22 protein-coding genes are annotated in these 17462 nt (G+C 62.2%); 17 read left to right on the top strand and 5 right to left on the bottom strand.

Going from position 1 to position 17462, the window contains the following annotated elements:
* Nucleotides 1-7: 7 nt before the first annotated feature.
* On the top strand, nt 8-652 hold the full coding sequence (locus tag ACS5PN_RS27240) for a TetR family transcriptional regulator (protein ID WP_439467176.1): 645 nt from the start codon (nt 8-10) through the stop codon (nt 650-652).
* 31 nt (nt 653-683) lie between these two features.
* On the opposite strand, the gene ACS5PN_RS27235 is transcribed toward ACS5PN_RS27240, so the two are convergent.
* A complete protein-coding gene (locus ACS5PN_RS27235; RefSeq protein WP_439467175.1) occupies nt 684-1250 on the bottom strand; it encodes a putative glycolipid-binding domain-containing protein in 567 nt (188 codons plus the stop codon).
* 454 nt (nt 1251-1704) lie between these two features.
* Here ACS5PN_RS27235 and ACS5PN_RS27230 point away from each other — a divergent pair, with 454 nt between their 5' ends.
* Together ACS5PN_RS27230 and ACS5PN_RS27225 are read left to right on the top strand one after the other, a co-directional pair.
* Entirely contained in the window at nt 1705-2316 is a 612-nt protein-coding gene (locus ACS5PN_RS27230) for a putative glycolipid-binding domain-containing protein (RefSeq protein ID WP_439467174.1), read from the top strand.
* 167 nt (nt 2317-2483) lie between these two features.
* On the top strand, nt 2484-2753 hold the full coding sequence (locus ACS5PN_RS27225) for a hypothetical protein (protein ID WP_439467173.1): 270 nt from the start codon (nt 2484-2486) through the stop codon (nt 2751-2753).
* A gap of 85 nt (nt 2754-2838) precedes the next feature.
* Here the strand turns inward: ACS5PN_RS27225 and ACS5PN_RS27220 are convergent, their stop codons facing one another.
* Nucleotides 2839-3624, bottom strand: coding sequence for a hypothetical protein (locus tag ACS5PN_RS27220; protein ID WP_439467172.1), 786 nt, complete (start codon nt 3622-3624; stop codon nt 2839-2841).
* Between the two features lie 64 nt (nt 3625-3688).
* Nucleotides 3689-4924 carry a DNA cytosine methyltransferase gene (locus tag ACS5PN_RS27215; protein WP_439467171.1) on the bottom strand — a complete coding sequence of 412 codons (1236 nt, stop codon included), beginning with the start codon at nt 4922-4924 and terminating at the stop codon, nt 3689-3691.
* Nucleotides 4925-4975: 51 nt separating this feature from the next.
* Here ACS5PN_RS27215 and ACS5PN_RS27210 point away from each other — a divergent pair, with 51 nt between their 5' ends.
* Together ACS5PN_RS27210 and ACS5PN_RS27205 are read left to right on the top strand one after the other, a co-directional pair.
* Entirely contained in the window at nt 4976-5287 is a 312-nt protein-coding gene (locus ACS5PN_RS27210) for a helix-turn-helix domain-containing protein (RefSeq protein ID WP_439467170.1), read from the top strand.
* On the top strand, nt 5284-6045 hold the full coding sequence (locus tag ACS5PN_RS27205) for a type II restriction endonuclease (RefSeq protein WP_439467169.1): 762 nt from the start codon (nt 5284-5286) through the stop codon (nt 6043-6045). The genes ACS5PN_RS27210 and ACS5PN_RS27205 overlap by 4 nt, the downstream gene beginning before the upstream one ends.
* Before the next feature lie 66 nt (nt 6046-6111).
* Here ACS5PN_RS27205 and ACS5PN_RS27200 read toward each other — a convergent pair whose 3' ends face one another.
* Both ACS5PN_RS27200 and ACS5PN_RS27195 read right to left on the bottom strand, forming a co-directional pair.
* Nucleotides 6112-6591, bottom strand: a complete 480-nt coding sequence (locus ACS5PN_RS27200) for an RNA polymerase sigma factor (RefSeq protein WP_439467168.1) — start codon at nt 6589-6591, stop codon at nt 6112-6114.
* 74 nt (nt 6592-6665) lie between these two features.
* Entirely contained in the window at nt 6666-7223 is a 558-nt protein-coding gene (locus ACS5PN_RS27195) for a transposase (RefSeq protein ID WP_439467167.1), read from the bottom strand.
* 133 nt (nt 7224-7356) lie between these two features.
* Between ACS5PN_RS27195 and ACS5PN_RS27190 the strand changes: the two genes are divergently transcribed.
* The 12 genes from ACS5PN_RS27190 to virB10 all read left to right on the top strand — a co-directional run bounded on the left by ACS5PN_RS27190 (nt 7357) and on the right by virB10 (nt 17458).
* Nucleotides 7357-7698, top strand: coding sequence for a helix-turn-helix domain-containing protein (locus ACS5PN_RS27190; RefSeq protein ID WP_439467166.1), 342 nt, complete (start codon nt 7357-7359; stop codon nt 7696-7698).
* Nucleotides 7699-8170: 472 nt separating this feature from the next.
* A complete protein-coding gene (locus tag ACS5PN_RS27185) occupies nt 8171-8476 on the top strand; it encodes a hypothetical protein (RefSeq protein WP_439467165.1) in 306 nt (101 codons plus the stop codon).
* Between the two features lie 9 nt (nt 8477-8485).
* Nucleotides 8486-9001: a lytic transglycosylase domain-containing protein gene (locus ACS5PN_RS27180; protein WP_439467164.1), complete on the top strand. Its 516-nt coding sequence runs from the start codon at nt 8486-8488 to the stop codon at nt 8999-9001.
* The gene (locus tag ACS5PN_RS27175; protein ID WP_439467163.1) at nt 8998-9288 is read left to right on the top strand and encodes a TrbC/VirB2 family protein; all 291 of its coding nucleotides are present in this window, start codon (nt 8998-9000) and stop codon (nt 9286-9288) included. Before ACS5PN_RS27180 ends, ACS5PN_RS27175 begins: the two co-directional genes overlap by 4 nt.
* A 16-nt stretch (nt 9289-9304) precedes the next feature.
* On the top strand, nt 9305-9637 hold the full coding sequence (locus ACS5PN_RS27170) for a VirB3 family type IV secretion system protein (protein ID WP_439467162.1): 333 nt from the start codon (nt 9305-9307) through the stop codon (nt 9635-9637).
* Entirely contained in the window at nt 9621-12107 is a 2487-nt protein-coding gene (locus ACS5PN_RS27165) for a VirB4 family type IV secretion/conjugal transfer ATPase (protein ID WP_439467161.1), read from the top strand. The genes ACS5PN_RS27170 and ACS5PN_RS27165 overlap by 17 nt, the downstream gene beginning before the upstream one ends.
* Nucleotides 12104-12532, top strand: a complete 429-nt coding sequence (locus ACS5PN_RS27160) for a hypothetical protein (protein WP_439467160.1) — start codon at nt 12104-12106, stop codon at nt 12530-12532. The genes ACS5PN_RS27165 and ACS5PN_RS27160 overlap by 4 nt, the downstream gene beginning before the upstream one ends.
* Nucleotides 12533-12542: 10 nt before the next feature.
* A complete protein-coding gene (locus ACS5PN_RS27155; RefSeq protein ID WP_439467159.1) occupies nt 12543-13643 on the top strand; it encodes a type IV secretion system protein in 1101 nt (366 codons plus the stop codon).
* Nucleotides 13644-13661: 18 nt separating this feature from the next.
* Nucleotides 13662-14357 carry a type IV secretion system protein gene (locus ACS5PN_RS27150; protein ID WP_439467158.1) on the top strand — a complete coding sequence of 232 codons (696 nt, stop codon included), beginning with the start codon at nt 13662-13664 and terminating at the stop codon, nt 14355-14357.
* Between the two features lie 29 nt (nt 14358-14386).
* Nucleotides 14387-15160, top strand: coding sequence for a virB8 family protein (locus ACS5PN_RS27145; RefSeq protein ID WP_439467157.1), 774 nt, complete (start codon nt 14387-14389; stop codon nt 15158-15160).
* A complete protein-coding gene (locus ACS5PN_RS27140) occupies nt 15157-16056 on the top strand; it encodes a TrbG/VirB9 family P-type conjugative transfer protein (RefSeq protein WP_439467156.1) in 900 nt (299 codons plus the stop codon). Before ACS5PN_RS27145 ends, ACS5PN_RS27140 begins: the two co-directional genes overlap by 4 nt.
* On the top strand, nt 16049-17458 hold the full coding sequence (gene virB10, locus ACS5PN_RS27135) for a type IV secretion system protein VirB10 (RefSeq protein WP_439467155.1): 1410 nt from the start codon (nt 16049-16051) through the stop codon (nt 17456-17458). Before ACS5PN_RS27140 ends, virB10 begins: the two co-directional genes overlap by 8 nt.
* The last annotated feature ends 4 nt before the right edge of the window (nt 17459-17462 follow it).

Below are 17462 nucleotides of genomic sequence, written 5' to 3'. Positions count from 1 at the left end.
AAAGTTTATGAATGAATCCTCACATAAGTCAAGCGAGGTGGAAAAGGCGCGAACGCCCCGGCGGCAGCGCGGCCACGCTCGCGTCGAAGTGCTGCTAAGCGCGGCCGCTCGCGTTTTCGCGGACAAGGGCTATGACGCGGCAACCACCACGCAGATCGCGGCCGCCGCCGAGTCCTCCATCGGCTCGCTTTACCAGTTCTTCCCTACGAAGGAGGCCGTCGCCCAGGCAGTCGTCGCGCAGCAGTCCGCTGACCTGAGCTTGAGACTCGCGAACATGGCTGAGGCCAGCCCCGATTGGAGCGTGGAAGAACTCGCCACTCGACTCGCCGGCGCCTTGATCGACTTTCGCGCGAACCATCCGTCCTTCGCCCGCCTGATAGACACGCCTGGCGTACCGGAGGGTGTCGTCCTTGACGTTCGCAAGAGCATGCGCGTCCAGCTCGCTGCCATCCTTGCACCGCACGCCCCACGGCTCGGCAAGGCGAGGCTGACAGCCATCGCGACCGTCGTTCAACAAGTGATGAAGAGCGCAGTAGCGCTCAGCGACGACCCAGCGGCGGAATCGGCCACCGCAGCTCGCGCCGCTCAGGCCGAACTGCGGGAAATGCTACGGCTCTACTTGCTGGCCACCTTGTCGCAGCGTCAGAGCTGACAACCTCGCCCACCACGGCGATGCTCGGGTATCAGATCCGCCGGAACCAGCCCGGTTGATCGATGACGATGCTGTCTTCATCCACTGTGATGGTCGTATCGAAAATCGGCCCGCTTAGCGACTGGATGCGGTAACGGTTGGCGTCGAGCCGCGTATAGGCTCGCCGGACCGATTGCACGCTCAAGGTCGCGCCGTCAATCAAGGCGACACGTGTCTCGAAGCGCTTACCGATATCCAGTCGCCTGCGGCGGATCGGCAGGCTGTGCGTGAAGGGCGTGGGCCAAATATCGACGTCCAGGCAGCCGCTCAGCATGCCCAGCTCGTTGCCGCAGTCGTCTTTCCATCGCCCCCAGCCATCGGCTCGCAAGTGCAGGTATCTCGGTGGATCGAGGCTCCGCTCAACGAGCGAAAGCGCGACGCTATACAAGCGCCAACTCTCGTCCCACCTCAGGCGGTAGCCGAGCCTGAACAGTGACTGAACCCTGCCCGGCGCCACCAACGCGCCGTCCGCGTGTCCATCGGAGATCACCAGATGCTCGCTTCCGACGCCCGGTTGGTCGAGATTCCAACAATGAGTCCAGCAGACGGTACGGGCCATAGACGGGAGCAGCGACTTTGATGAGGGGAAGATCGTTGCCGTCACCAAGTCCTGCGCGTCGGCCTTTTGATTCGTAAGGGATTTGAGTACAGGGACCGCAATTGCACCTCCTCACTGGCTGCCGAGAATCCGTAGATCGGCCTTCTCTTTGAGGAAAGCAGCACTACCCGCAAGGAGCGTTCACCGCGCCAGACGAGCGTTCACCGGCAGGCCAGCCTCTCCGGGAGGGCGCGTCTCGTGCCGCTCCTGATCCGCGAACTGCGTCCCGACTTGATAGCTGTGGCGTGAGCAACCGGCACGACGAAAAAGACGCGCGAGGGTGTCAGTCAACACGTCCGTGTTTCCCGCCCCGCTCGAAGATCGACTACGAGATCTCGGCGGCCGCGTCAGGCCCATGCGCCCGGCTGCTGCCGTCCAATGCAACGTTTCGCGGTCGTTTCGCATCCGTGAAGCGATGCCCACCAAAGTGGTCGATTCGAGGGAGCAGCCGTTGTCACAAGCCAGTCGTGCGTTTGGATGGATTCCGCGGTGGAGTGATGCGCGTCCCGGCGTGGGTGTCGAACATCTTCTGGTCTCGGACGGACAGGCCGATGGCTTGGTCATCGCACCGGATGAGGCCTCGGGTTTCGTTCGGCTGAACTATCGATTGCGTTGGAACTCGCGATGGCGCCTTCACGATGCCACATTCGAGCTGCATCGCGAAGATTCACAAACAGGGCGATCGCTGCACCTCAGAGCGGACCGCACCGGAACGTGGAAGGACCGCTGCGGCAATCCGATCGAAGGGTTGGACGGGTGCACGGGCATCGACATATGGCCGACACCATTCACGAAGACGTTCCCAATTCGACGGGATCGGTTGGCCATCGGTGAGCGCCGCGAGGTTCGTGTGGTCTGGATCGACGGCACATCCCTGACGGCGCGCTCGCTGGCGCAGGTCTACACGAGACTGGACGAGAGGCACTACCGCGTGGAGTCCGTAGGCGCCCCGGCGCCATCAGGAGACTTTTTCGTTGATGATGAGGATGTCGTCATCGACTTTCCCGGTCATTTCCAGCGAGTCTGACCAACCCGGGACGCCGAGCACATTTCGCTGTCGCTTCACGGGAAGGCGCTGGGTCGCGTTGCCGTTCCACGTCTGCGAAAACGCCCAAGACCGAGCATCAAATGTTCTGCTTGTCTCGTTGATGCTGGCGATATGGGCTGGCTCGAACCGAATCCATTCTCAACTTCGTGAAGAACGCCGACTTCGTCATAGAACAATATCGGGGCGGCAAGCTCGTCCGTACCTTCACGCCGTCAGGCGATCCCACGCTGCCGTGGCGCATGGCTGCGAATGGCAAGTCTTATCTACGCAGTCATGGTTGGGTGCTGTCCAAGGTGCTTCCCACACTGATGGACGCCTCTGCGATTACCACCAAAGTCATCGCAGCAAGCGCAGCAGACGGCCTCACCGGGACCAGTCATGGCACGACGGGCGGCCACAGACGCATCGACGATTGAATTGACAGTATGACAGCGCCCGGAAAGAAGGCTGTCCCGCTGGCGGTGAAACGGATTTCCGAGACAGGCTCCGCCTGTGCTGCGATCACGCCATGCGACCGAGCGTGTCGCTGTTCGCTACTGACAGCACATCGTTGAGCGCTTGATCGCCGGTCTCGCCGTTTTCCTGAAGATAGGAGAGCGCCTCTCCAGCAACCTTGCCAATCATCTTCCGACCCAGTCCAGCGTGGCTCATCGAGGCCAGGACAGCTTCGCGCGGGTGCGGCGGCGTTGGCGATGCCAGAGATGTCATCCGAATATCGGCAGCAATGAACTGCCGGACGAAGGAACCAATCTTCAACACCTTGGCAGGATCGTCGCCACCCAGCGCATTCGTTTCCCACCCATCAACTTCGTCATACGGGACCAGCGCGACAACGGCCTCGGAGGCGAACGGGGGACACAGCATGCAAAAATACTGCGAGCGATGCCGCCCAAGGCCGTTGTGCTTGCTTTCATTGATGGCAAAGAACGCCTTTTTCTCCATGAAGTCGAACGACTTCGCATCGATGGAGCCATCGGCGCCCCCGTCAAGCGTGAAGAAATCAGGCGCGTCTGAACCAGCACCTGCCCCGCCACCTCGAACGAACAAGTGGTCTCGCATGTAGGCCAACCCGTCTGTCGCAGCTTGACGAACGGCCGACGATTCTGGCGTCTGACAACTGCCAAAAGCACTGATCATTCGGTAGTGCAGCAACTCTGAAGCCGCCCCGAAAAGGTCGGCTCGCGGATTGCCTTCCTCACCTCTGTCCCGTTTGGCCTCTCGATCGCGATTGGAGACAACACGGGCTGCACCCAGCAGCGCAGACGCTGACCAGAAATCAGCTGACAACCGCGTCCGTCGTGACGGAGGCGCAGACTGGAGCCAACTTCTCAAGGATGGAACAAACAACGCGTCAGGCCTCGGTGCCCAATACAAGCTCGCCTGCGGCGAGTCGCTTGGCCCCTTGACCGAGGCCTGTGCCGGGGTGGTCGGCGTGGTCACCGATCAGCTCGCGAAACTTCTTCGGCACCGACTTGACCTTTTCCGGTGGGGGCGGCGCCCCCCGGCTGGGCGGGATGAGACGCAAAGGCTCGGCCAGCGGCGAATCCAGCAGCTGTGATCGGATCGATCGCGCGAGGACTTCAGCGAGCAATGACGGCACGGCGTTGCCGACCAGCTTCTGGACATCCGTCCGGCCACAGTCGAAACGCAACCCGTCCGGGAACGTCTGCAAGCGGCACAGTTCAGCTTCACTGAGGCGCCGATTGGCCCAGTGGAACGGTCCAATAGCAGAGCCTGGCTGCGCTTGAATGGTCCATGACGGCTGATTCTTCGCCAGCTTGAGCAAGAAGCTCCAGTACCGCGTGCGCCATCCGAACAAAGGAAGTCCACCGCTACGGGGTGTGTGCCAGAGATAGTTCTCGCCCTCCGGAATCGAGGGCAGCAAGTCGGCCCATTTGCCGGTCATCGCCAGCCCCTCTTCGAGCGGTGCATCCACCAGATCGGCGATGGAGTCCCAAGCCGTCCGATACGGCTCGAGTCCCGACTCCCCTGCAAGCGACGGTTCGCAATGGGTCGGGTCAGGAAACGAAAAGGCCCTGCCCTCTCGGTGTCCCACCAGGAAGACCCGCTCGCGGCGTTGCGGTACGCCGAAGTCTGCAGCGTTCAACTTCGCAATGGACACGTTGTACTTGACCCCATGCTTGCGGTTGATCTTCTTGATTCCGTTCAGGAGGTGCTGCAGCCCCTCGTCCTTGCCCTTGAAGGCAAGGCCGGCAACGTTCTCAAGCAAGAACGTTCTTGGCAGCGCGTCACCGAGAACACGCAGGTAGGACGCCAGCGTGTCGGCGCGTGGATCGTCCAGGCGCTTCGAGTCCCCGCTCACCCAATACGACGACTTTGAGAACGGCTGGCACGGCGGCCCACCGATGAGAACGTCTGCCTCCCCTTGGGAGAGCCTGGCTGTCTTGAGGATGGTGTTCGAGCTGAAGTCGTCAATCGGACCTCGCAGGAGAGGCCACGGCCGATTGATGCTGACGGTGTCGCAAGCGACGCGATCAAAGTCACCGGCCACAGACGTCTCGAAACCTGCGGCCTCGAACCCGAAATCGAGCCCCCCGACGCCGGTGAAAAGACTGATCGCTTTCAAACTTCTTGCCCCGTATTCAACTGGCCTGCGCACACGAAGCGCCCGACCATAATGCAGGAAGAGTACCCGCAAGAGGTTGTATTGTCAATACAAGAAGATGCCATCCTTCGAGTCAAGCTGAAGGAGGTTGTCGAACGTCACGCGACGCTGACAGGCGAACGGGTCACCTACGCCCGACTCGCGGCAATGACAGGAATCGCACTGTCGACGATCGAGTCGCTCGCCTCTCGCCGGGACTACAACCCTACGCTGAGGACGCTCGCACGCATCTGCGTTGCATTGAACTGTTCGCCCGGTGAGTTGCTTGAACTGGATCGGCTGGAGCCGGCGCGCAACGAACAAGAGGGAGAGGAAGCCTCGTGACCGAGAAATTTGTTGAGTGGCTGCGTGACGCCTGCAAGGGCTACGAGGTCAAGCCCTATGCGATCTACCACAAGGTGCCGCACGAGGGTGCCTCCTGGCCCCTCGTTGCCAACGACGCCGACGAGCTGGCTGCATTGCTGCAAAAGCGTGGACATTTTTCGGCGTTGCCGAAGGAATCCGCAGCGCTGGCGAACGTGCTGGAAGTTTCGATCGTCGGCTATCTGCTCGACAAGCTGAAGGATCTGCCCGGCGCCGTTGGCACCCGTGGCGGCGAACGTGCATATCCCGACCTGGAGGTCTCAGGCGACGCCTTCGGTGGAGGAATCTTCGCTGTCGACGTTAAGGTTGCCCGCAGGGCAACCAACGGCAAACAGACGCACAGCCGCATTTCGCTCTACACCGGCAACACCTTCTTCAAATACCCAAAAATGAAGTGGCCGGGCACGTTCCGCCCCTTCGGCGACTACACGGCCCACATCTCGCTGCTGGTCATCTACACGCTGGATACAAACTCCCTGTCGCGCGTCACGGATCTGGAGGTCATCGTCCAGGAATCCTGGAAGGTCGCATCAAAGCAGCGCTCTTCGACAACACGTGAGTACCTGGGGGCCGTGCTGGACCTGAAGGCGCTGCGAGAAGGCCGTGGCGAGTTCAGCACCCGCGACGAGTTCTACAAGTACTGGCGGGCCTACGGATTCAAAGTGGGGCGCGCCGTAGCCAACCAGTTGGCCAAGCTGACGGCAGAGCAAGCCGCCTAGAGCGATCACCCGCGAGCAGGCCCAACAACTCGCGCTTGCCTGGCTCCTCCCGCGAAAGAACGCCCGCTACCAGCCCTCCATCCAAGTGGAAAGTTGCAGCATGGCCTTGGCGACGTGCTTCTCCACAGTGCTGATGCTGATGCCACGAGACCTTGCAATCTGCTGATAGGTCGCGCCGTCCACCCGATGAGCCAGGAAGATCTCCCGCGTCTTTTCGCTGAGGCGCCCAAGGCAGACACCGAGCCGAGCCATCCGTTCGCGGGCAAGCAGCACATCCTCCGCCCCGGGTGCCGCGTCAATGATGACAACCTCGTCCAGCACGAGTTCTTCCCCACGGGTGGACCTGGATCGGTGGGCATCGATCGAGAGATTGAGCGCAGCCCGCATCAGGAAAGCTTCGGGCTTCTGGACCGTTCGATCCTGCTCGTAGCAAGCCAAACGCACCCAGGCCTCTTGCACGAAGTCGTCGGCATCCTGTTCGGATCGCCCACGCCTCACCAGGGCAGCTCTTATCCGCGAAAAAGCGGCCCGCCAGTTGGTAGTCATAGAAGCGTCAGTTCGAAAAGGGCGCGAGGTGTTGTCTATTGACGCGACAGCGCGCACTGAACATTTGCGGTCATTCACGCTGCACTACAGATTTCGCGGTCATAGCGAATCAGCGCATTGGCGAACGCAGTCGCAGCTGCGCTCTCGTCTGAAAAACATTTGTGCCGCTTGACAAGACAGTCCATGCCTTCGTGCAGCCGCTCGGCGGCACTGCAGTCTGTAAAAGCCCTACGAAGAACGCTATCGGAAATCGAATGACACGGTGCCGCAGGAGGCCCCTCAGAGGTGGTTGTCGGGAGCGCAAGCGCTTTGGGGAAAACTTGTCGCAGATCGTCAGAGAAGAGCTGAGAGTGTTTGCTGAAAACGAATCGAAGGTCTTTGACACCACGACGGTTTAACTCTCGGAATACCCGAGGCCAAAGCTCTTGATCGGAAGCCTCGATCCATACGCCAAGTGGGTCTAGCTGGCCATCGAGCAACACACCGACCGCCCAATGCATGCCTAGAGACTGCGGCTTTCCGGCTTGCAGGACATCTATGGCGCATGAACGAAAGTGGGCAACTGGATATTTGGTGCACAACGGGTGATCCAGCCAGCCCAACTCGGCGACAGAGGAATTTCTGTTCTTCATTTCGCTACGCATCCCACGAGAGTTCGAGCTTCACGAGTCCAGCTCGACAAGACCACCGCGCTAAGCCGCGCCGATCTCCAAAGTCTAAGGAAGTCTTAGAGAAGTGCAAGCAAAATTCTAAGAAGCTCTTAGGGTGCCTCGTCCCACCCCCAGCTCAGCTCCTAAAGCCGTTTTACCGCCCGCGTCGGTATTCGGCGTGCGACTGCGTCAAGCAAGGGAGCGGATGGGCATCAGCCAAGAGGCATTGGCTACGAGCGCCGGCATTGATGAGTTCTCCGCCAGTGCGCGCATCAGCCAATACGAAACCGGCAAGCACGCACCTAGGTACGAAATTGCGTGCAAGCTGGCGGAGGTGCTTTCTGTATCGGTGGCCTTCTTCTATGCCGATGACAATGCGACGGCAGAGCTACTCCTTGTCTGGAAAGCGGCACCGGCAGCGGCTAAGCAACGTGCCATCGCTTGCCTTGAAGGTTAAGAGCGTCCTCTAGCTCTCCTCGAGCCGGACAACGCGCCGGTAGCGAGATGTCGCAGGCGATTTGGCTTGGTCAGCTGATCTACGGCGAGTGATTTCTACAACCTCGCTGAATCTTTCCCGCAATCCATCGCGAGCGCTGGCGGGTACGGAACCTAAATTTCTTCTCGAAGAAAGGCGTTGCTTCGACGAAGACGAACCGGTTCCCTCTACCTGGAGACCCGCGATGAAACCACTCACTGCCCTAGGTGGACTGCGCCTCGCGTCAGCGCTTGATCTGCCTCGCTCTGCGGCAGCAAAGCTCGTTGCCCTGATAGCGCTCTTCTCAGCGTGCGCGACGGCCCACGCTGTCGATGGTTGTGAGGTACTTCTTTGCCTTGCGGCCCCGAGTTGGCGCTCCATCCCGGAGTGCGTACCTACCGTGCGACAGCTCCTTCACGACTTATCCAGAGGCAGACCTTTCCCAAGATGCTCTATGGGCGGAGCCGGCAATACCTCCAGTCACACCTGGGCCAGTGCCCCTGGCAACTGCCCGCCGCAATACATCCGCACCTTTCAAGGCCCCAACGGCCCCATCTACAACTGCGACTTCAGCGGCGCGATCACGGTATCGATCCAGGGCGTCCCCTTCACGAGAACCTGGTGGAGCCCGGTTGGCGACTCAGTCACCGAATACAGCCCGGCCGCGAAGAACCAGCTCGGCAGCTGGGACAGCCGCTTCGACGACGACTATGCCGCCTGGCTCGCCGCGAACCCGGTGCCGCCGGTCCCCTCGCCCTGAGGCGCGCCCATGGACGCGTCCGCCTTCCTCGCCCTTGCCATGACCTGCGCGCCGGGCATCCACGCCGGCACCGCTCAAGCCCTGGTCCGCGTCGAGAGTGCATTCAATCCCTGGGCTATCGGCGTCGTCGGTGGCCAGCTGGACCGCCAGCCGCGCCATCACGCTGAGGCCATTGCCACGGCCCGGGCACTCCAAAAGGCAGGCTGGGACTTCAGCGTCGGCTTGGGGCAGATCAACGTCCGCAACTTCGGCCGCCTAGGCCTGTCCCTCGAATCGGCCTTTGAACCATGCGCAAACCTTGCTGCGATGCAGGCAGTCCTCGGCGACTGCTTCGACCGGGCGGCGGTCGGCGCGCAGGGCCAGCAGGCGACCTTGCGGCGCGCCCTCTCCTGCTACTACAGCGGCAACTTCACCACCGGGTTCCAGCACGGCTACGTGCACCGAGTCATCGCGGCGTCCCGTTCCGCTTCCACCTTTTTCCCCACCCCCACCTCAACCACTACGCCATTCAAGGAGAAGACATGAAACGCTTCAACCAATTTCGTTGCGCAGCATCTGCGCTCCCCGTGCTGGCGCTGGCCATCTCTCAGAGGGCTGCAATGGCCCAGGGCTTCCAGAAGATCAACACCACGGTCACCAACGTCAGCACCATCCTGGTGACGATCGCCGTCGCCGTTGTGACGATCGCGATCATGTGGGCCGGCTTCAAGATGATCTTCCAAGGCGCCCGCCTGTCTGAAGTCGCCAACGTGCTGATGGGCGGCACCCTGATTGGCGGCGCGTCCGCCTTCGCCGCCTTCATCGTCAACTGACTTCGGCGAGTCCACCGTGCAAGGCGAAGCGATCTACAAAGGCGCCACCCGCCCGGCTATGAAGCTGGGCATACCTTTGGTTCCGCTGGTGGTGCTGTTCGGCACCGGCATGCTGCTGATCATGTGGGGCGGCGCCCTTCTCAGCTGGTGGATCTCCCTTGCCGTCGTGCTCTCCATCCTGCCGACGCTGCTGTGGATGCGCATCGTCACCAACAAGGATGACCAGCGCTTCCACCAGATGTTCATCGCCTTGCGGCTGCGCCAGCGCGACCGCAATCGTCGCCTTTGGCAGGCGCGCAGCTACGCGCCCAACCTCTACAGGGGAGCCCGCAATGCTCGGCATCTTTGAAGGCTCGCCCAAGGCGGCCCGAATCACTAGCAGCCGTGCTGCTCGTCCGCGACTGTGGGCTCAGGCGCGGAATGAGAACTCCCTCGCGGCCTTCGTCCCCTTCTCGTCGATGGTTACGCCCCACGACGTCATCACCCGAGGCGGTGACTATCTGCGGGTCTGGCGCCTCGATGGCGTGAACTTCGAATGCAGCGACCAGCAACAGCTGATCGACCGGCATGAAGCGCTGTGCAGCCTGCTACGAAACCTCTCAGGGGGCCAATGGGCCATCTGGACTCACCGGTTGCATCGCTTCGTCACCGATGCCCTACAGGACCCGCAAGAGCTAGGCTTTGCTCAGGACCTGTCGCAGGCCTATCAGGCGACACTGAACAAGCGTCCCATGATGAGCAACGAACTCTATCTGACGCTGATCTACCGCCCCAACATCTCCAAGATCACCCGGGCCCTACAGCCGCGACTACGCTCACGCGCAGCCATCGCGGAAGCTCAGGTTGATGCCCTGCGCGCCATGGAGGAGCGGTCGGCCCTCGTCAACCGCGTGCTGCGGGGATTCGGCCCGCGACTGCTGGGCCCGCGCCGCCAGAACGATCGTGAATTCTCCGAGGTGGCCGAGTTCCTTGGCTACCTGGTCAATGGTCGCTGGCGTCCCGTTCCCCTGGCGTCCGGCCCGCTGTACCGGGCCCTGCCCACAACGCGCCTCAGCTTCGGAGGCGACAAACTGGAGCTGCGCCATGGCGACGAGCGACGCTACGCCGCCTTGGTCGACATCAAGGAATACGCCGACGCGGTGGAACCTGGCGTCCTCGATGCCCTCCTCTACGAAGGCAGCGAATTCATCGAGACACAAAGCTTCTCCATCCTTCCAAGGCGCGAGGCCATGCGCGCCCTCGAGCTGCAGCGGGACCAGCTGATCGCCAGCGACGACGTCGTGGCAAGCCAGATCGCCGAGATGGATGTGGCGTTGAATGAACTTGGCGACGGTCAGTTCTGCATGGGTGAGTACCACTATTCCCTGGTCGTGTTCGGCGACACCGTCTCCGACGCCGGCCGCAGAGCCGGCAAAGCGATAGGTGCCGTCGGCGAATCCTCCAGCCTTCAGCTGGCGCCCGTGGACCTGGTCGCTGACGCGGCATGGTTCGCCCAGATGCCCGGGAACTGGCGTTGGCGCCCCCGGGAGGCCAAGTTGTCATCCCGAGCGTTTGCAGCCCTGTCCAGCGCGCACAACTTCGCCTGCGGCAAGCGCGATGGGAATCCGTGGGGTGAAGCCCTCGCCCTGCTGCGCACGCCCTCCGGCCAGCCGTTCTACCTGAACCTGCACAGCAGTCCCGAGGACGAAGACTCCGAGGACAAGAAGCTCCCTGGCAACACCTTGCTGATCGGATCGACGGGCGTTGGTAAGACGACGCTGGAAATGTTCCTGCTGACGCTGACGCGCAAGTGGGCCCCAGCACCGCGCCTTGTCCTCTTTGACCTCGACCGCGGTTGTGAGATCGCCATCCGGGCACTGGGTGGCCGCTACTTCACCCTGGAAGATGGCAGGCCCACCGGCTTCAATCCGCTGCAATGGGAACCGACCCCGGCTCGCATCCAGTTCTGGGAACAGCTCATCAGGACTTGCGTCGCATCACCTGCTATGCCGTTGATGCCGAGCGACGAAGCCGCTATCGCTCATGCGGTGAAGTCGGTGGCCCTGATGCCCACGTCCCTTCGTCGCCTCTCGACCATCCGACAAAACCTGCCCAAGTCTGGCGAGAACAGCCTCTACGCGCGTCTGGGACGCTGGTGCGAAGGTGGCGCACTTGGATGGGTCTTCGATCAGGCCAACGACCGCCTACTGGATCTCCACCAGGCCACCGTCATCGGCTTCGACACCTCGGAATTCCTGGACCTTCCCGAAGTCCGCACGCCGGTCATGATGTACCTGCTGCAGGTCATGGAAGAGCTGGTCAACGGCGAACGGCTGATCTACGTCATCTCCGAGTTCTGGAAGGCCCTGGATCACGAGGTCTTCAGCAACTTCGCGAAGCAAAAGCAGAAGACCATCCGCAAGCAGAACGGCCTGGGCATCTTCGACACCCAGAGTCCTTCTGACGTGCTGCGCCACCCTATCGGCCGAACCATGGTCGAGCAGAGTGTCACCAAGATCTTCTTGGCCAACCCCGAGGCGGTCAGGGAAGAATATGTCGACGGCTTCGGCCTCAGCGAGGCCGAGTTCGAGATCGTCCGCAGCCTCAGCGCCCAAGGCGGCCGCCGTTTCCTGGTCAAGCAGGGCCAGGCCAGCGCTATCTGCGAACTCGACCTCGCCGGCCTTGACGACTTCATCACTGTGCTCTCCGCCACCACGGACAACGTGGCCCTGCTGGACGCCATCCGCGCACAGCATGGAAACGACCCGTATCAGTGGCTTCCCGTTCTCCTCCGCGAAGTACAGGATCGCAGGCTTCGTACCGCTAGGAGAGCTGCATGAAATTCGTCCTAATCCTCGCCTTGGCCGCAGTCCCGGCCCTCGCTTCAGCCACTGCTCAAGCCCAGTTCGTCAAGGGCAACGAAGCTGTCAAGGTGATGCCGAACGGGAGGAAGAGGGTGGAGACTCCACGGCTACCAGCGACGGGGCAAGTCGCGAAGGTCAAGCCATGCGTCATCAGCGCAGGTTGCCAGGCGGGACCGCTGCACATGGTCGAAACGCAGTCAGGCCTCAAGGAATGCACCGAGCCATTTGCCCGCGAGGGGACATGCCGCGATTCAACCTATGGCTCGGAGAAGGTTTCGCGCCTTTGGATCGCCAAAAGGGGATCGACATGGATGTGGTGTCAATTTCCTGACCTATCCAGCGTGTGTGTGGATATGAACGCACGCCCGCCGCTCAACCTGCCGACGTCAGCAGTTCAATAGGAGACCCACCATGTTCAATTGGGTCGGGAATCAGCTGACCTCAGTACTTAACGCGTATGTGCTGAACGTCGTGACGGCCCTCATTGCGGCCATCACGCCGATCGCGCTGAGCGTGATGACCATCTGGGTGCTGATGTACGGATGGGCTGTTCTTCGCAATGAAGTCTCCGACCCACTGCCCGCGTTCGTCTGGAAGGTTTTCAAGATCGGACTGGTGCTGGCCGTCGCACTTCAAGGCAGCTTCTATATCGGCACAGTCGCAGACACCGCGAACGATCTCGCCATGGGTGTGGCAACTACCTTCCTCCCTTCAGGCGTAAGTCCGACAACAGTTACGACACCCTACATGCTGCTCGACAACTTCAATGACGAAGCCAGCGCGCAAGTAGCAGACATCATGAAGAACGCGAGCATGCTTCGCCTCGATCTGGTCCTGGCGGCAGTCATCTTCTCCATCGGATCGGTCGTCTTCTTGTGCATCGCGCTGTTTGTCGTGACGCTGTCCAAGGTGTTCCTAACTTTTGTAGTGGCGGTCGGCCCCCTATTCGTCCTGTTCCTCGCTTGGCGCCCTACCGCGCGCTTCTTCGACAGCTGGCTGTCGATGGTGCTCAACGTTGTCGTGCTGACATGGTTCGCCTTCTTTGCCCTTGGCCTGAGCACTTTCCTCGGTCAACAGATCTTCCTTGCGATCAAAGCCGGTGGCGGCTTCTTGGGAGTGAACTTCAATGTCTTAGGTGAGGCGACGCGGTACTGCATTCTCATGATCCTGATGGCGATCATCTGCTTCCAGGCCCCAAGCCTGGCGTCAGCCCTCACTGGAGGCGCGGCAGTTCAGCAGGGCATCCAGATGATCCAGAACGCCCTGATGGTTTCTGGTCTGCGTTCGCCGTCTCGCACCGGACTGGCTGGTACTGCCGAAACTGCTGGAGGCACGGTCAGAGCCGGCAACGGTATGGCCTACGCCGCTGGGCGTGCCACTCGCGCAGTCGCATCAGCGGCGAGGAACCTGGCTTCCGGGCCGACGGGCGGGCGACCCGGCCAAGGCCCTAATGGTTCGCAAATGCCTGCCTACAAACGCGCCGCCATGCACGGCCGATCGTCCAACCGGTAGTCTTCAAGGAGCACCGCCATGCAAATTCGACTCAAGCTCGCTGCCGCCGTCCTCATCGTCACAAGCGCCACGGGCGTCAACGCGACCGGCATCCCTGTGATCGACGTTGCCAACCTCATCCAGACGATCCAGCAGGTGATGGACGACATCACCCAGATCAACAACCAGGTGCAACAAATCTCTCAGATGCAGGCGCAGCTGAACAGCATCAACGGCGCCCGCAACCTCGGCAACGTCTTCAACAGCCCGATGCTGATGAACTACGTGCCGGCCAAGAGCTTCCAGAAATTCAATGCCATCAGTGCGTCCGGCTATGCCGGCCTGACCAGCACTGCAAAGGCGCTGCGCGACTCTGGCATGGTCTACAACTGCCTTGACCTGCAGGGCGCGGCGCGTATCAACTGCCAGGCTACGTTGGCCCAGCCCTATCAGCACAAGGGCCTGCTTCAGGACGCGATGTCCGCCGCCGCCGGCAGGCTGTCCCAGATCCAGGCCCTGATGAGCCAGATCAACGCCACGCAGGATCAGAAGGCCGTGCAGGAGATTCAGGCCCGCATCGGCGCCGAGAACGCCCTGCTGGCCCACGAAATGTCCCAGTTGCAAATGGTGCAGGGCATGGCTGAAAGTGAAGAGCGTATCGCGCGCTCCCGCGAGCGCGAGCGTCAGTACGAGGCGCTGAAGCGCACGGACAAGATCTCGAACTACCTGCCCTAGCGCGCCCCCTCGCAACATCGGAGACCCTCATGAACGCAATCCTGATGCCAGGATCAGCCGCTGCATTGCCTGATCGCTCATTCGACCAGCGTGCCAAAGCCAAAGACTCCCCTCCCCTCGACGCGAACAGAAGCTGGGAAATCGACCGCGTCGAGATGTTCGAGCGGTCAGAGCGGCGTGCCTGGCGGGTAGCGTTCGCGGGCATGGCGATCGGGCTGATCGGCATCGCGGCCGCCTTCGCGCAGGGCCCGCTGCGCCGCGTCGTCGAGATTCCGATCGTCGTCGACCGAGTCACCGGCGAAGCGACGGTGCAACAACGGCTCAGCGTTGAGACCATCCCGCCGATGGAGGCGCTCGATAAGCACAACCTGGCCAACTTCGTCCGCGCCCGCGAAGGCTACAGCTGGATGTTCCTTCAACGGGACTTCGATCAAGTGGCACGCATGGCCGTGCCAGGCGTGTTCGCCGCCTACAACCGTCAGTTCGAAGGTGATGGTGCTCTTCAGAAGAAGATCGCCGGCAGCGAGGAATGGCGCATCAACGTCATTGGCGTGCGCCTGGCTGCCTCGGGTCGCGACGGCAACCGAGGCGAGGCCACGGTTACCTACGAGAAGGTCGTGCGCCTCGTGGATCGCAACCTCCCCGAAGTCAAAACCCGCCACGTCGCCAGCGTCGTCTTCCAGTACCAGCCCAGGGTTCTCGCGAAGGAGCAGGACCGCAACGAGAACCCCTTCGGCTTTGTTGTCACGGCCTATCGGTCTGATCCGGAGATCAATACGGCTGTGCAGGAGGCCAAGCCATGACACGCGCGACAGTCGTCAGTCTCGTCTCCGCTCTCCTCCTATCGATTCTCCCGGCAGCCGCAGCGACGGATCCACGCCTGCGGGAAGTGACGTACGACCCGGACGCCGTTATCACCGTGCCCGTCAAGCGAGGCGTGGTCACCCTCGTCCTGCTGGGTGCCGACGAAGGCATCGCCGAGGTTGCGGCCGGCCTTGGTGGGGACTGCGCGAGCGCCGACGCCGCCTGGTGCATTGCCGCCCAGGCCGGGGGCCGAACCGTCTTTGTCAAACCGAAGAGCGCTGCACACGCCGCCAACACACTGGCCGTCGTGACTGACAGGCGCATCCACAACTTTCGATTTGTCGTGCTCGCTGACGGCGCCCCGGCGGCGCCAATCTACAGGCTGGCGGTGAAGGCACCAGCCGCACCAGCGCCTCGACAGCCACCTAAGGATCTGACGCAACTCATTCCTCTGACGCCCATCCCGCCCGCGCCCAGCGCCGAGCAAATCGTGGCAGAGCGGATGCAGGCCAAGCCTCAGGTGGTCAACACCCAGTACGCCATCGCTGAAGGCCGGGCGTCCGAGGACATCGTGCCCACCCTCGTCTTCGACGACGGTCGCTTCACCTACATGCGCTTTCCCGGCAATCGTGAAGTGCCGGCCGTGTTCCACGTCCTCGGCGATGGCAGCGAGACGCTAGTCAACAGCCGCATGGAGGACGACTTGCTCGTGGTCGACAGGGTCAGCCGCCGCCTGATGCTTCGCGCCGGCTCGGCCGTCGTGGGGCTGTGGAACGAAGCCTTTGACCTGGACGGCGCACCGCCTATCGACGGCACCGCAGTGCCGGGCATTCAGCGAGTACTTAAAGCCGCCCAGGTCAGTCCGCCGGTGGCCGTGGAGCAACGCCATGACTAGCGCGCATACCCCCTCAGATGAAGCGGACGTCGACGCCGGCCTTGACCTCGACGGCCACACATTCGCCGCACTTCCAGGCGAGCCCGGGATTCCCGATGTCGCAGCACCCAGGGGCATATCCTTCTCTCGCAAGGGTCTACTGGCCGTTGGACTCCTGGGCGGGTGCCTGATCGGGCTGTCTGCATTCGGTATTCAGCGCTTCGCCGCCTCGGGAAAGAAGGGCGATGCGGAGACCAAGCTCGCAGACAAGCCCATGGCGGCCGCGGCGGATACACGGAGGCTGGACATGCCAGCCGGCCCCACCACCGACGCAGCGCGGACAGCCTCACCTCGCGTGCCAGCACTGGAGGCGATTGGCGAGGAGTCAGCTGAGCCCATCGGCGTGCGTCGAACCGGCGCGGCCACTCCCGGCTCGAAGAACCCAAATGCCGTCGCCCCGGAGGACGCACCCGTCCTGCTGGTCAGCTCTCACGCAACGAACGGGTTGCCGGCCATGCATCGCCCAACCGGCGCTGGCGAGCCGACCGCAGTTCCAACCCAGGCGGCAGAACCTGACGACCCGATAGCCGCGACGTCGCGCAATCTTCAGGGCTATCAGCGGCAACTGCAGGGCATGCTCGACAACCTCACGAAGACTGCGGGGCTGGCCGGGGACGCCCCCGGCGCTTCAACGCAATCGAATGCCCCAGGAAGTTGGCCAGCAGTAGGTACGCAAGGCGCGCTTCCGGCTGCGTCGGCCCTGTTTGGCGGCCAGCTGCAGGGCTCGGCCACGCCCAAAGTGGCTGCATCGACGCTTGGCGACCGCAGCCTGACGTTGCCCAAGGGCACAGCCTTCACCTGTGCTTTGAAGACTCGCGTCATCAGCGCGACTTCAGGCCTGGTGGGGTGCCAGGTCCAGCGAAACGTCTACAGCGACGACGGGCGCGTCCTGTTGATCGAGCGCGGCTCCCACATGGACGGCGAATACCGCCTGACCTCCGTGCGACCTGGCATGGTGCGCATTCCTGTGTTGTGGACTCGGATCCGCACGCCACACGGCGTCACCGTGGACATCGACTCCCCCGCCACCGGCAAGCTGGGCGAGTCCGGCATCGATGGCCATGTCGACAACCGCTGGTGGGAGCGTATCGGCGCGGCGATGCTGCTGTCGCTGATCGACGACTCGGTGAAGCTGGCCATCCAGAACCAGTCGAGCGACCGCGGCGGCGACACCATCGTGCTGCCGAGCACGACGGCGAACACCAGCAAGCTTGCCGAGAAGGTGCTGGACAGCACGATCAACATCCCACCGCTGATCTACCAGAACCAGGGCGGCATCGTCGGCATCTACGTTGCCCGGGACGTCGACTTCTCGTCGATCTACGAGCTGATTCCAACGGTAAGCCGCACCAACCGGCCCTGAACGC

It is taken from the genome of Roseateles sp. NT4 (assembly GCF_051857475.1).
Lineage (GTDB): Bacteria > Pseudomonadota > Gammaproteobacteria > Burkholderiales > Burkholderiaceae_C > Pelomonas.
This window is presented reverse-complemented; position numbering and strand designations above follow the sequence as displayed.

Excerpts from the sequence above, each read along its gene's own strand:
- ACS5PN_RS27165 (WP_439467161.1), top strand. The coding sequence starts at position 9,621 with ATGCTCGGCATCTTTGAAGGCTCGCCCAAGGCGGCCCGAATCACTAGC.
- ACS5PN_RS27195 (WP_439467167.1), bottom strand. The coding sequence starts at position 7,223 with ATGAAGAACAGAAATTCCTCTGTCGCCGAGTTGGGCTGGCTGGATCAC.
- ACS5PN_RS27180 (WP_439467164.1), top strand. The coding sequence starts at position 8,486 with ATGGACGCGTCCGCCTTCCTCGCCCTTGCCATGACCTGCGCGCCGGGC.
- ACS5PN_RS27210 (WP_439467170.1), top strand. The coding sequence starts at position 4,976 with ATGCAGGAAGAGTACCCGCAAGAGGTTGTATTGTCAATACAAGAAGAT.
- ACS5PN_RS27160 (WP_439467160.1), top strand. The coding sequence starts at position 12,104 with ATGAAATTCGTCCTAATCCTCGCCTTGGCCGCAGTCCCGGCCCTCGCT.
- ACS5PN_RS27155 (WP_439467159.1), top strand. The coding sequence starts at position 12,543 with ATGTTCAATTGGGTCGGGAATCAGCTGACCTCAGTACTTAACGCGTAT.
- ACS5PN_RS27145 (WP_439467157.1), top strand. The coding sequence starts at position 14,387 with ATGAACGCAATCCTGATGCCAGGATCAGCCGCTGCATTGCCTGATCGC.
- ACS5PN_RS27240 (WP_439467176.1), top strand. The coding sequence starts at position 8 with ATGAATGAATCCTCACATAAGTCAAGCGAGGTGGAAAAGGCGCGAACG.
- ACS5PN_RS27230 (WP_439467174.1), top strand. The coding sequence starts at position 1,705 with ATGCCCACCAAAGTGGTCGATTCGAGGGAGCAGCCGTTGTCACAAGCC.
- ACS5PN_RS27150 (WP_439467158.1), top strand. The coding sequence starts at position 13,662 with ATGCAAATTCGACTCAAGCTCGCTGCCGCCGTCCTCATCGTCACAAGC.
- ACS5PN_RS27140 (WP_439467156.1), top strand. The coding sequence starts at position 15,157 with ATGACACGCGCGACAGTCGTCAGTCTCGTCTCCGCTCTCCTCCTATCG.
- ACS5PN_RS27175 (WP_439467163.1), top strand. The coding sequence starts at position 8,998 with ATGAAACGCTTCAACCAATTTCGTTGCGCAGCATCTGCGCTCCCCGTG.
- ACS5PN_RS27185 (WP_439467165.1), top strand. The coding sequence starts at position 8,171 with ATGGGCGGAGCCGGCAATACCTCCAGTCACACCTGGGCCAGTGCCCCT.
- ACS5PN_RS27235 (WP_439467175.1), bottom strand. The coding sequence starts at position 1,250 with ATGGCCCGTACCGTCTGCTGGACTCATTGTTGGAATCTCGACCAACCG.
- virB10 (WP_439467155.1), top strand. The coding sequence starts at position 16,049 with ATGACTAGCGCGCATACCCCCTCAGATGAAGCGGACGTCGACGCCGGC.
- ACS5PN_RS27200 (WP_439467168.1), bottom strand. The coding sequence starts at position 6,591 with ATGACTACCAACTGGCGGGCCGCTTTTTCGCGGATAAGAGCTGCCCTG.